General features: G+C 76.2%; 1 protein-coding gene. It reads right to left on the bottom strand.

From position 1 onward, the window contains the following. Nucleotides 1-11 precede the first annotated feature (11 nt). Entirely contained in the window at nucleotides 12-14,138 is a 14,127-nt protein-coding gene (locus tag ACLQ20_RS08495; RefSeq protein WP_425854871.1) for a type I polyketide synthase, read from the bottom strand. Nucleotides 14,139-14,152: the final 14 nt, after the last annotated feature.

The following is a 14,152-nucleotide window of genomic DNA, read 5'->3' as shown; positions in this document are numbered from 1 at the left end:
CAGCGATCACGTCAGGACATCCCCAGCTCGCGGTCGATGAAGTCGAAGACCTCGTCCGGCGTCGCGTCCTGGAGCTTCTCGGCGACGGTGTCGCCGTCCGCCGGCGCGTCGGCCTCGTTGAGGGAGGCCAGCAGCGCCCGCAGCCGCTCGGTGATCCGAATTCTGGCGCTGCGGTCCGGCGCCGAGCCGGAGAGCGCCGCTTCCAACCTGTCCAGCTCACCGAAGACCGGTGCGACCCCGACCACGCCGCCGTCGACGATCGCGGCCCGCACGTACTCGGCCAGCCCGGCGGCGGTCGGGTAGTCGAAGACGACCGTGGCGGGCAGCCGGACGCCGGTCGCCGCGGTGAGCCGGTTGCGCAGCTCCACGGCGGTCAGCGAGTCGAAGCCGAGTTCCCGGAACGCCCGGTCCGGCTCGACGGCGTCCATCGAGGCGTGGCCGAGCACCGCGGCGGCCTGCCCGCGTACCAGCTCCAGCAGGGTCTTGCGTCGTTCGGCGTCGGTCTGCCCGGCGAGCAGGGCGGCCAGGGACTCCGCGGAGACGCCGGTGTCCTCGGCCCGCTCGGCGACGGCCCGGCGCGCCTCGGCCACGCCCGCGATGAGCGGGCTGGGCCGCACGGCCACGAACCCGGGCACGTAGCGGGCCCAGTCGATGCCGGCCACCATCGTCGCCGGCTCGCCCCGCGCGACGCACTGCGCGAGCGCCGTGAGCGCGGCTTCCGTGTCGAGGCGGGCCACGCCGGTGCGGCGGCGGCGCTCCTCCACGGCCTGATCGGTGGCGGCCATCCCGCCGGCCGCCCAGGGGCCCCAGGCGACCGACGTGGCCGGCAGGCCCTGCCGGTGCCGCTGCTCGGCGAGGGCGTCGAGGTAGGCGTTGGCCGCGGCGTAGCTGCCCTGACCGGCGGCGCCGAGCTGACCGGCCAGCGCGGAGAACAGCACGAACGCGCGCAGTTCCCGCCCGACGGTCAGCTCGTGCAGGTGCAGGGCGCCGAGCACCTTGGGCCGCAGGACGGTGGCGAGGCGGTCGGCGGTGAGCCCGTCGAGCACCCCGTCCTCCAGGACGCCGGCCGCGTGCACCACGCTGGTCAGCGGCGCGTCGGCGGGTACCTCGTCGAGCAGCTTCGCCAGCGCCGCCCGGTCGGCCACGTCGCAGGCCGCGACGGTCACCCGGGTGCCCGCCCCGGTCAGCTCGCGGACGAGTTCGGCGACGCCGGGGGCGTCCGCGCCGCGGCGGCTCACCAGCATCAGGTGCTCGGCGCCCCGGGCGGCCAGCCAGCGGGCCACCTCCGCGCCGAGCGCGCCGGTGCCGCCGGTGACCAGGGTCGTGCCCGGGTAGCCGGCCTCGTCGGTGGCCGCCTCACCGCCGGGCGCCCGCACCAGCCGGCGGACGAGGATGGTGGCGCCGTCGACCGCGAGCTGGTCCTCGCCGTCGAGGCCGGCGAGCGCGGCGCAGAGCAGGTCCCAGCCGTGGTCGTCCAGGGTGGCCGGCACGTCGACCAGGCCGCCCCACCGCTCGGGGTGTTCGAGGGCCACGACCCGGCCGAGGCCCCAGAGCAGCGACTGCTCCGGCCGGCCGGGCGCGCCGCTGCGGGTGGTGCCGGCGGCGCCCCGGGTGACGCACCACAGCGGCGCGGCGACGTCGAGGTCCCCGAGCGTCTGGATCAGCGCCAGCGAGCGGGCGAGGAAGGGCGGCACCGGCTGGGTGTCGTCGACCGCGCCGTCGGCGAGGGCGAGCAGCGACAGCACCCCGTCCACCGGAGCCGGTACGCCGTCGGGGGTGCGGACGGCACCGCTCAGGTGCGCGGTGAGGGCGGCCCGGTCGGTCAGGTTCTCCGGCACCAGCACCAGTCGGACGTCGGCGCCCCGGCGGGTCAGCTCGACCACCGCGGCCTCGCCCTCCTCCGGGTGCCGCTCGTCGGCGACGACCCACCAGGCGCCGGGCAGGAAGCTGACCGGCGTCCCGGTGTACGGCTGCCAGACGCTGCGGTACCGCAGGTCGTCGAGGCTGGACCGGTTGCGCTGCTGCCGCCGCCAGGAGGCGAGCACCGGCAGGGCGGCGCCCAGCCGTTCCAGGGACTCCGCCGCCTCCTGCTCGGTGAGTTCCGCGAGCGCGGCCAGGTCCTCGCGTTCCACGGCCGCCCAGAACGCGGAGTCGACGCCGCTCGGGGTCTCCTCGGTGTCGCCCTGCCCGGTCACCGCGGTCGGCCAGAAGCGGCTGCGGTCGAAGGCGTACGTGGGCAGCGCCACGACGTCGGTCCCGGCGAGGACCGTGCCCAGGTCGACCGGCAGGCCGATCGTGTGGGCGGTGGCGAGGTTCGTCAGCAGCCGCGTCGCGTCGTCGTCACCGCGACGCAGGCTGCCCAGCGTGTGCCCGCTCGCGCCAGCGTCGTCGAGAATGGCCGTGACCGGCATCGTCAGCACCGGATGCGGGCTGATCTCCACGAACGTCGTGTGACCCGCCTCGACGGCCACCCGCACGGCGGCCTCGAACTGGACGGTCTGCCGCAGGTTGTCGTACCAGTAGTCCGCGGTCATCGACGCCGGGTCCACCCAGTCCCCCGTCAGCGTCGACACCAGCCGGGTGTGGCCGGCCTGCGGGGTCACGTCGGCGAGGTCTGCGCGCAGTTGCTCGGCGACCGCCTGCACCGCCGCCGAATGCGACGCGTAGTCCACCGGGATCAACCGGGCCCGCACACCTTCGGCCTGGCAGGACTCGACCAGGTCGGCAACCGGCTGCGGCGGACCCGACACCACGACCGTGGACGGACCGTTCACCGCCGCCACACCCACACCCGGGAACGCCGGCAGCCGCTCGGCCACCGCCTCGGCGGAGAGGTCGACCGAGGCCATGGTGCCGGTGCCCCGCAGGACCGTCAGCGCCCGGGAGCGCAGCGCCACGGCCTTCGCCGCGTCCTCCAGGGAGAGAATCCCGGCCACGCACGCGGCACCGATCTCGCCCTGCGAGTGACCGACCACCGCAGCCGGAACCACACCGGCGTGCTGCCACACGGCGGCGAGGGCCATACCCACGGCCCACAGCACCGGCTGCACGACCTCGACCCGCGCCAGCCACGACTCGTCGTCACCGGTGAGCACCGACACGAGATCGACATCGAGATACGGGGCGAGGGCCCGCTGGCACTCGGCCAACTTCGCGTCGAACACCGGCGTACGACCCACCAGACCGGCCGCCATCCGCGCCGACTGCGCACCCTGACCCGGGAACACGAACACCGCACCGGTTCCGGAGGCCGTACCCGTGACGAGGTTCCCCGCCGGCGCGCCGGTGGACAGGGCGTCGAGCCCCGCCAGCAGCTCGGCCACGGTGGCCCCGACGACGGCGGCCCGCTGGTCGAACGTAGACCGGGTGGCGGCGAGGGACCAGCCCACCGCCGCCGCGTCGAGGTCGGCGTGCGCGCGGACGTGCTGGGCCAGGCGGGCGGCCTGACCGGCCAGCGCGCCCTTCGACCGCCCCGACACCGTCCAGACGACGACGTCGGAGGCCACGAGCCCCGGGCTGCGACCCTCGGCGGCCTCGCCGTCGGGCTCCGCGCTCTCGGCGGGGAGGTCCTCCGGCAGTTCGATGATGACGTGGGCGTTCGTGCCGGAGATGCCGAACGAGGACACCGCCGACCGACGAGGCCGGTCCACGGCCGGCCACGGCCGCGACTCGATCGCCAACTCGACGGCGCCGGAGTTCCAGTCGATGTGCGGGGACGGCTCGTCCACGTGCAGCGTTGCGGGGACCACGCCCTCGCGCATCGCCAGCACCATCTTGATCACGCCGGCGACGCCGGCGGCGGCCTGGGTGTGGCCGATGTTCGACTTGACCGACCCCAGCAGCAGCGGCGCGTCGCGCTCCTGCCCGTACGTCGCCAACAACGCCTGCGCCTCGATCGGGTCGCCCAGCGTCGTGCCCGTGCCGTGCGCCTCGACCACGTCCACGTCGGCCGTGGAGAGCCGCGCCGACGCGAGGGCCTGCCGGATCACCCGCTGCTGGGAGGGGCCGTTCGGGGCGGTCAGACCGTTGGAGGCACCGTCCTGGTTGACGGCACTGCCCCGCACGATCGCCAGCACCTCGTGGCCGTTGCGCCGGGCGTCCGACAGCCGCTCCACGAGCAGCATGCCCACGCCCTCGCCCCAGCCGGTGCCGTCGGCGCCCGCGGCGAACGCCTTGCACCGGCCGTCGGCGGCCAGGCCACGCTGCCGGGAGAACTCCACGAACAGCCCGGGGGTCGACATCACGGTCACGCCGCCGGCGAGGGCGAGGTCGCACTCGCCGCGCCGCAGCGACTGCACCGCCAGGTGCAACGCCACCAACGACGACGAACACGCCGTGTCCACCGACACCGCCGGCCCCTCCAACCCCAACGCGTACGCCACCCGACCCGACACCACACTCGCGGCGTTGCCCGTGCCCGCGAAGCCCTCCACCTCGTCCCCCGCCACCATCAGCAGGGCCCCATAGTCCTGACCATTCGTGCCCACGAACACCCCTGTTCGCGAACCCCGAAGGACCCCAGGCTCAACCCCTGCCCGCTCGACCGCCTCCCACGAAACCTCCAGCAGCAACCGCTGCTGCGGATCCATCGCCAACGCCTCGCGGGGGGAAATCCCGAAGAAACCGGCATCAAACTCCGCCGCCTCGTAGAGGAAGGCGCCGCTGCGGACGTAGGAGGTGCCGGTGGAATAGGGGTCGGGGTCGTAGAGCCGCTCGACGTCCCAACCCCGATCGCCGGGTAGGTCGGACACGGCGTCACGGCCGGCGTGCAGCATCTGCCAGAACCGCTCCGGGTCGTGCGCCCCGCCGGGGAAGCGGCAGGACATGGCGACGATGGCCACCGGCTCGTCGTCGCCGAGCGTCACCGGGGCGGCCTCGACGGCCACGGCGGCCTCGCCGCCCAACTCCTCGTGCAGGTGCCGGGCGAGCGCGGTCGGCGACGGGTAGTCGAAGACCAGGGTCACCGGCAGCCGCAGCGAGGTGGCGGTGGCGAGCCGGTTCCGCAGCTCCACCGCCGTCACCGAGTCGAAGCCGAGGTCCCGGAACGCGTGGTGCGGGTCGACGGCCTGGCCGTCGGCGTACTTGAGGACCATGGCCGCCTGGTCGCGGACCAGGTCGAGCAGCGCCTGCTGGCGCTCGGCGGCGCTCATCCGGGTGAACGCGCCGGCGGGGCCGGCCTCGTCGGTCTCCTTCGCCTCGGCGAGGCCCTTGGTGGCCTGCAACCGCTGCGCCTCGGGGATCTCCGAGATCAGCGGACCGGGCCGGGTGGCGGTGAACGCGACGAAGAACCGGTCCCAGGCGATGTTCGAGATGGTCAGGAAGGTCTCGTCGTGCTCCACGGCCTGGTGCAGGGCCGCGACGGCGAGGCGCGGGGGCATCTCGGGTGCGCCGTGGCGGTGCAGCATCTGGCCGAACTCGCCGTCGGCCATGCCGCCGCCGCCCCAGGCGCCCCAGCCGATGGAGGTGGCGGGCAGGCCGAGGGCCCGCCGGTGCTCGGCGAGGGCGTTGAGGAACGCGTTGCCGGGGGCGTAGTTGCCCACGCCGGAGCTGCCGACGGTGCCGGCCATCGAGGAGAACAGGATGAACGCGTCGAGGTCCAGCTCGCGGGTCAGCTCGTGCAGGTTCAGCGCGGTGGTGACCTTCGCGCTGAGCGCGTAGTCGACCTGCTCCAGGGTCAGCGAGTTGATCACCGAGTCGTCGAGCACGGCGGCGGTGTGCACGACGGTGGTCAGCGGGTGCTCGGGCGGCAGGTCGGCGAGGACGGCGGCGAGCGCCGACCGGTCGGCGGCGTCGCAGGCGGCGACGGTGACCCGGGCGCCCAGTCCGACCAGCTCGGCCTCGAGGTCGGCGATGCCCTCGGCCTGCCGGCCGCGCCGGCTGACCAGCACCAGGTGCGCCGCGCCGTTGGCGGCGAGCCAGCGGGCCATGTGTCCGCCGAGCGCGCCGGTGCCGCCGGTGACCAGGGCGGTGCCGGAGGGCCGCCAGGTGCGCGGGGCGGGGGCGTCGCCGAGCGGGGCGTGCAGCAGTCGCCGGCCGAAGGCGCCGGCCCACCGCAGCGCGACCTGGTCCTCCCCGTCGGTGCCGGCGAGGACGCGGACCAGCCGGCGGCCGGCCGCGTCGTCGAGCTCGTCGGGAAGGTCGACGAGGCCGCCCCAGCGGTCCGGGTGCTCGAGTGCGGCGACCCGGCCGAAGCCCCAGGTGAGCTGCTGGAGCGGGTGCGGCAGCGGGTCGGCCGGGCCGGTGGCGACGGCACCCCGGGTGAGGCACCACAGCGGCGCGCGGACGCCGGCGTCGCCGAGCGCCTGCACCAGGGTCACGGTGCCGGCGAAGCCGACCGGCACCGACGGGTGCGCCGGGGCGGGTGTCTCGTCGAGCGGCAGCAGCGACAGGATCCCGGCGGGCGTGCCGCCGTCGGCGAGGTCGCGCAGCCGGGCGGCGAGCGCCGCGCGGTCCGTGCGGTCGGCGTCCAGCGCCAGCGGTACGACGGTGCCGCCGTGCCGCCGCAACGCCTCGGCGCAGAAGGCGGCCTCGGCAGCGCCGGTGTCGTCGGGGCCGGTGAGCAGCCACCAGGTGCCGGTGACGGCGGGCGCGCCGGCGGCGTCGCCGGCGACGGGTGTCCAGCTGTCCCGGTACCGCCAGGAGTCCACGGTGGCCTGGTCGCGGTGCCGGCGACGCCAGGCGGCGAGGACCGGCAGCACGTCCGCGAACGCGGCGTCCGGCACGGGCTCCGACTCGGTCGCGGCGGCGAGTTCGGCGGTGAGCGCGGTCAGGTCCTCCGCCTCGACGGCCGCCCAGAACCGGGCGTCGACCTCGTCGTCCTGCACCGGGCCGGCGACGCCGGCGGCCGGGGCGGGCGCGGCGGACGGCTGCGGCCAGTAGAGCTGCCGCTGGAACGGGTACGTGGGCAGGTCGAGGCGGCGGCCGGCGAGGCCGGTGAAGGCGGGCCGCCAGTCCACCGCCGTACCCCCGGCCCAGACCTCGGCCAGGGCGCGCAGGAAGCGGCCGAGGCCGCCCTCGCCCCGGCGCAGGCTGCCGGTGACGGTGACCGCGTCCGGGTCGGCGGCGGCCAGCTCGACGCTCTCCTGCACGGCCATGGTCAGCACCGGGTGGGCGCTGACCTCGACGAAGGTCTGGTAGCCGGCGGCGACGAGGCTGCGCACCGCGTCGTCGAAGCGGACGGTCTGCCGCAGGTTGCGGTACCAGTAGTCGGCGTCGAGGGCGGCGGTGTCGAGCCAGTCCCCCTCGACGGTGGAGCGGAACCGGACCTCGCCGGTGCGGGGCCGCAGCCCGGCGAGCAGTTCCAGGAGCTGCTCGCGCAGCTGCTCGACGTGGGCGGAGTGGGAGGCGTAGTCCACGGGGACGCGGCGCACCCGCACCTCGCGGGACTCGTAGTGGGCGACCAGCTCGTCGAGGGCGGCGCTGTCGCCGGAGACCACGACGGAGGTGGGTCCGTTGACGGCGGCCAGGGCGACCCGGCCGGCCCAGCGGGTGATCGTCGCGGTGGCCTCGTCGGCGGTGGTGGCGACCGAGACCATGCCGCCGTCCCCGGCGATGCCGGCGATGATCCGGCTGCGCAGGGCCACCACGGCCGCCGCGTCGTCCAGGGTGAGGCCGCCGGCGACGTGCGCGGCGGCGATCTCGCCCTGCGAGTGGCCGACGACGGCGGAGGGGCGCACCCCGTACGACTCCCAGAGCGCGGCGAGCGAGACGCTGACCGCGAACAGGGTGGGCTGCACGACGTCGACGCGCTCCAGCGACGGGGCGTCGGGCGCGCCACGCACCACGTCGGTCGGCGACCAGTCGACGTACGGGCGCAGCGCCTCGGCGCAGGCGGCGAACTTCTCCGCGAAGACCGGGGCGGTGTCGAGCAGTTCGGCGGCCATGCCGACCCACTGGGAGCCCTGGCCCGGGAAGACGAAGGCGACCTCGCCCGGCGTGCCGGGGGCGCGGGTGACGGTCTGCGGGGTGGGCCGGCCGGCGGCGAGCGCGTCGAGGGACGCGGCCAGTTCGTCGCGGTCGGCGGCGAAGACGACGGCCCGGTGGTCGTGGGACGCGCGGGTGGCGGCCAGCGACCAGCCGACGTCGGCGAGCACGTCGTCGTCGACGGTGTCGAGGTGGTCGAGCAGGTCCCGGGTGCGGGCGGTGAGGGCGTCGACGGTGCGCCCGGAGAGCACCCAGGGCAGCTCCCCGGTCGGCGCGTCGGCCGCCGGCTCGGGCTCCGGCTCGTCGGCGGGGGCCTGTTCGAGGATGGTGTGCACGTTGGTGCCGCTGATGCCGAACGAGGAGACGGCGGCGCGGCGTACGCCGTCGGCCGGCTCCCACGGGCGGGCGGAGGTGAGCAGCTCGACGCTGCCGGCGCTCCAGTCGACGTGCGGGGTGGGCTCGTCCACGTGCAGGGTGGGCGGCAGCACCCCGTGCCGCATCGCCAGGACCATCTTCATCACCCCGGCCACACCGGCGGCGGCCTGGGTGTGCCCGATGTTCGACTTGATCGAGCCGAGCCAGAGCGGCCGGTCGGCGGGACGGTCCTGCCCGTAGGTGGCGATGAGCGCCTGCGCCTCGATCGGGTCGCCGAGGGTGGTGCCGGTGCCGTGCGCCTCGACGGCGTCCACCTGGTCGGCGGTGAGTCCGGCGTTGGCGAGGGCCTGGCGGATCACCCGCTGCTGGGCGGGGCCGTTGGGGGCGGTGAGGCCGTTGGAGGCACCGTCCTGGTTGACGGCGCTGCCGCGCAGCACGGCGAGGACCGGGTTGCCGTCGCGGCGGGCGTCGGAGAGGCGCTGGAGCACCAGCAGGCCGACGCCCTCGCCCCAGCCGGTGCCGTCGGCGGCCCCGGCGAACGGCTTGCACCGGCCGTCGGCGGCGAGGCCGCGCTGGCGGGAGAAGCCGACGAAGATGCCGGGGGTGGCCATCACGGTGGCGCCGCCGGCCAGGGCGAGGTCGCACTCGCCCGTGCGGAGGGCCTGCGCGGCCAGGTGCATCGCGACCAGCGACGACGAGCAGGCGGTGTCGACGGTGACCGCCGGGCCGTGCAGCCCGAAGGTGTACGCCAGCCGGCCGGAGATGACGCTGGCGGAGGTGCCGGTGGCGAGGTAGTTCTCGTCGACGTCCCCGGCGGCCATCAGCAGCGAGCCGTAGTCCTGGCCGTTGGTGCCGACGTACACGCCGGTGCGGCTGCCGCGCAGGGCGGTCGGGTCGATCCGGGCCCGCTCGAACGCCTCCCAGGTGGCCTCCAGCAGCAGCCGCTGCTGCGGGTCCATGGCGAGGGCCTCGCGGGGGCTGATGCCGAAGAACGCCGGGTCGAACTCGCCGGCCCCGGCGACGAAGCCGCCCTCGCGGACGTAGCTGGTGCCGAGGTGCTCGGGGTCGGGGTGGTACAGCTCGGCGAGGTTCCAGCCGCGTTCGCCGGGCATCAGGCTCAGCGCGTCGGTGCCGGTGGCCAGCAGGTCCCAGAGCTGCTCGGGCGAGGTGACGCCGCCGGGGAAGCGGCAGCTCATCGCGACGATGGCGATCGGCTCGCGGTCGCGGCCGGTGCCGTCGGCGACCACCTCGCCGGTGGTGTGCCCGGCGGTGAGGCCGTGCAGGTGCGCGGCGAGTTCGGCGACCGTGGGGTGGTCGAAGACCAGCGTGGCGGGCAGGGTCATGCCGGTCTCGGCGGTGAGCCGGTTGCGCAGCTCGACGGCGGTGAGCGAGTCGAAGCCGAGGTCGCGGAAGGTGCGCTCGGGCAGCGGCTGGCCGGCCGGGTAGCCGAGCACGACGGCGGCCTGGGTGCGCACGAGGTCGGCGAGCTGCGGCAGGGACCGGCCGACCACCACGGCGCGGGCGGGGCCGGTGGGCACGGCGGGCACGCCGGGCAGGGCGGCGATCAGTGGCGTCGGCCGGCCCCAGGAGGCGGCGAGGCGTCCCCAGTCGACGTCGGCGACGGTGACGGCCGGCTCGGCGGTGTTGACCAGCCGGCCGAGGGCGGTGACGGCCTCGGCGGCGGGGAGCGCGTCGACGCCGCCCCGGGCGAGCCGGGCGGTCAGCGCCGCGGCCATGCCGTCCTCGGCCCAGGCGCCCCAGGCGATGGCGGTGGCGGGCAGGCCCTGGTCGCGGCGCCAGGCCGCGAACGCGTCGAGGTAGGCGTTGGCCGCCGCGTAGTTGCCCTGTCCGGCGCTGCCGATGACCCCGGCGAGGGAGGAGAAGAGCACGAACGCGTCGAGGTTCCGGTCGGCGGTGGCCTCGTGCAGCACGCGGGCGGCGCGGACCTTGCCGTCGAGGACGGCCTGCATCCGGCCCAGGTCGAGCCCGTCGAGGACGCCGTCGTCGACCACGCCGGCGGTGTGCACGACGGCGGTCAGCCCGGGCAGGTCCGCCACGAGGGCGTCGACCGCCGCCCGGTCGGTGACGTCGCACGCCACCACCCGCACCGCACCCAACTCGGCCACCAGCTCGGCCGCGCCCGGCGCCGCCGGACCCCGCCGCGAGGCCAGCACCACCTCGGCGGCCCCGTTGGCCAGCAACCAGCGCGCCACGTGCCGACCCAGGGCACCCGTACCACCGGTCACCAGCACCGTCCCGGCGGGCCGCCAACCCGCACCGGCGGGCGGCGCGGCCGGCACCAGCCGCCGGCCGAGGATGCCCTGCGGGCGGATCGCCACCTGGTCGTGCCCGGCGTCGGCGAGGACGGCGAGCAGCGCGTCGGCGGCGGTCCGGTCGACACGGGCGGGCAGGTCGACCAGGCCGCCCCAGCGGTCCGGCTGTTCGAGGGCGACGACCCGGCCCAGGCCCCAGGCCAGGGCGGGCCACGGGTCGGCGACGGTCTCGCCGCCGACGCGGACGGCGCCCCGGGTGAGGCACCAGAGCCGGCCGGGCAGGCCGGCGTCGGCGAGCGCCTGGGTGAGGGTGAGCAGCAGCGCGGCGCCGACGGAGACGGCCGGGGCGTCCGGCAGCGCCCGGTCGGTCGCGGGCAGCACGCAGAGCACCCCGGCCCAGCCCTGGTCGCCGTGGCCGCGCAGCAGCCCGGTCAGCTCGGCGCGGTCGGCGCCCGGGGCGACGGTGAGGGTGTCGACGTGGGCGCCGGCGCCGGTCAACGTGCCGGCCACCCCGGCGTCGTCGGCGTCGGCGGTGACGACCAGCCAGCGGCCGGTCAGCGCCGGCGCGGCGGCGGGGCGGACGGGCTCCCACTCGACCCGGTACGCCCAGCCGTCCACCACGGCGTCGCGCTGCCGGGCCCGTCGCCACGACGAGAGCACCGGTACGGCCGGGGCGAGGGCCTCGACCGCCGCGGGGTCGTCCTGCACGGCCAGGTGGGCGGCGACCCCGGTCAGGTCGCCGCGCTCCACGGCCGCCCAGAAGTCCCCCTCGGCCGTGTCGGTCGGCGCGGTCGCTCCGGCGGTGCCGCCGATCTCGGGCCAGTAGCGCTGGTGCTGGAACGCGTACGTGGGCAGGTCCACCCGCCGCGCGCCGGTGTCGGCGAACCACGGCTGCCAGTCCACGGCCACCCCGCGCACGTGCAGCTCGGCCAGCCCGGCCAGCAGCCCGTGGGCCTCGGGCCGGTCCCCGCGCTGCGCCGGCACGGCGAGCACGCCGTCCCCGTCCGGCAGGGCGTCGCCGACCATCGCGGTCAGTACGCTGCGCGGCCCGACCTCCAGGAACGTGTCCGCCCCGGCGGCGCGCAGCGCGGTGATTCCGTCGGCGAAGCGGACGGCCTCCCGCACGTGGCGCACCCAGTAGTCGGCGGTGCGGATCTCGTCGGCGTCGGCGAGCGCCCCGGTCACGTTCGACACCACCGGCAGCGCCGGCGCGGCGAAGGTGAGCTTGTCGAGCACCGCGCGGAACCTGGCGAGCATCGGCTCCATCAGCGGGCTGTGGAACGCGTGGCTGACCGTGAGCCGGCGCGTGCGTACGCCCCGGTCCTTCCAGAGCCGCTCCACCTCGTCCAGGGCCTCGACGGCACCGGAGACCACGACCGACGTCGGCCCGTTGACCGCCGCGATCCCCACGTCGGCCAGGCCGTCGAGCGTGGCGAGGACGTCGGCCTCGGTGGCCGCGACGGCGAGCATCCCGCCGCCGGTGGGCAGCGCCTGCATCAGTCGGCCCCGCGCCGCCACCAGCGCGCAGGCGTGCTCCAGCGACAGCACCCCGGCCACGTGCGCGGCCGTGACCTCGCCGATCGAGTGGCCGGCGACCAGGTCGGGGGCGATGCCGAACGACTCGACGAGGCGGAACAGCGCCACCTCGACGGCGAACAGGCCGGCCTGCGTGAACACGGTCCGGTCCAGCAGCTCGGCGTCGGCCGAGCCCTCGGCGGCGAAGAGCACCTCGCGCAGCGGGCGCGGCAGGGCCCGGTCCAGGTACCCGCACACCTCGTCGAGGGCGGCGGCGAAGACGGGGAACTCGGCGTACAGCTCCCGGCCCATGCCGGCGCGCTGCGCGCCCTGGCCGGAGAAGAGCACCGCGAGCTGGCCGCGCGGCGACCCGGCGCCGAGCACGACGGTGCCGGCCGGTTCCCCGGCGGCGAGGGCGCGCAGCCCGGCCAGGAGGTCGTCGCGGTCGGTCGCCGACAGCACGGCGCGCCGGTCCAGGGTGGAGCGGGAGGTGACCGACGAGAAGGCCACGTCGAGCGGGCGCAGGGTGTCGTCGGCGGCGAAGCGGGCGGCCCAGCGGCCGGCCTGCGCGGCGAGCGCGGCGTCGGAGCGGGCGGAGAGCAGCACGGGGGCCACCGCGCGGGCCTGCGGCGCGGTCGGCTCGGCCTCGACCTCGACCTCGGCCTCGACCGGGGCCTGCTCGATGATGGTGTGCGCGTTGGTGCCGGAGACGCCGAACGACGACACGGCGGCCCGGCGCGGCCGGTCCACGGCCGGCCACGGCGTGGCGGCGGTGGTGAGGGTGACCGCCCCGGCGGTCCAGTCGATGTGCGGGGACGGCTCGTCGACGTGCAGGGTCGGCGGCACGACGCCGTGCCGCATCGCCATCACCATCTTGATCACGCCGGCGACACCGGCGGCGGCCTGGGTGTGCCCGATGTTCGACTTGACCGACCCGAGCAGCAGCGGCGCGGCCTCGTCCCGGTCCTGCCCGTACGTGCTGAGCAGGGCCTGCGCCTCGATCGGGTCGCCGAGCCGGGTGCCGGTGCCGTGCGCCTCGACCACGTCCACCTGCTCGGGCGTGAGCCGGGCGTTGGCGAGGGCCTGGCGGATCACGCGGACCTGGGACGGGCCGTGCGGGGCGCTGAGCCCGTTGGACGCGCCGTCCTGGTTGACGGCGCTGCCCCGCACCACGGCGAGCACCGGGTAGCCGTGCCGCTGCGCGTCGGAGAGCCGGGTGAGCAGCAGCATGCCGATGCCCTCGGACCAGGAGGTGCCGTCCGCGCCGGCGGCGAACGCCTTGCACCGGCCGTCGGCGGCGAGGCCGCGCTGCCGGCTGAAGCCGACGAAGACCGCCGGCGTGGGCATCACCGTCACGCCGCCGGCCAGGGCCAGCTCGCAGTCGCCGTTGCGCAGTGCCTGGGCGGCCAGGTGGACGGCGACCAGCGAGGACGAGCAGGCGGTGTCGACGGTGACCGCCGGCCCCTCCAGCCCGAGGGTGTACGCGACGCGGCCGGAGATGACGCTTGTGGCGTTGCCGGTGAGCAGGTGCCCCTCGCCGTTCTCGGCCTGCGCCATCATGCCGTCGTAGCCGTGCGAGGACGCCCCGACGAAGACGCCGGTACGGCTGCCCCGTACGGCCGGCAGCGGCAGCCCGGCCCGCTCGAACGCCTCCCAGGAGGTCTCCAGCAGCAGCCGCTGCTGCGGGTCCATGGCGACTGCCTCGCGGGGCGAGATGCCGAACAGGTCGGCGTCGAAGTCGGCGGCGGCGTAGACGAAGCCGCCCTCGCGCACGTAGCTGGTGCCCGGGTGGTCGGGGTCGGGGTGGAAGAGGTTCTCCAGGTCCCAGCCCCGGTCGGCGGGGAACGGCCCGATCCCGTCGCCGCCGTCGTGCACGAGCTGCCACAGCGCCTCGGGACTGTCGACCCCGCCCGGGTAGCGGCAGCTCATCGCGACGATGGCGATGGGCTCGGAGTCCCGGGTCTCCAGCTCGCGCAGCCGCCGCCGGGTACGCCGCAGCTCCGAGGTCGTACGCTTCAGGTACTCGACGTACTTCTCGTCCTCGTTGCTCACCGTGGACCTACCTC

Source organism: Micromonospora sp. DT46 (assembly GCF_049841735.1).
Classification (GTDB): Bacteria; Actinomycetota; Actinomycetes; order Mycobacteriales; family Micromonosporaceae; genus Micromonospora; species Micromonospora reichwaldensis.
The sequence above is the reverse complement of the archived record's forward strand: the minus strand, read 5'-3'. Positions and strand labels throughout refer to the sequence as shown.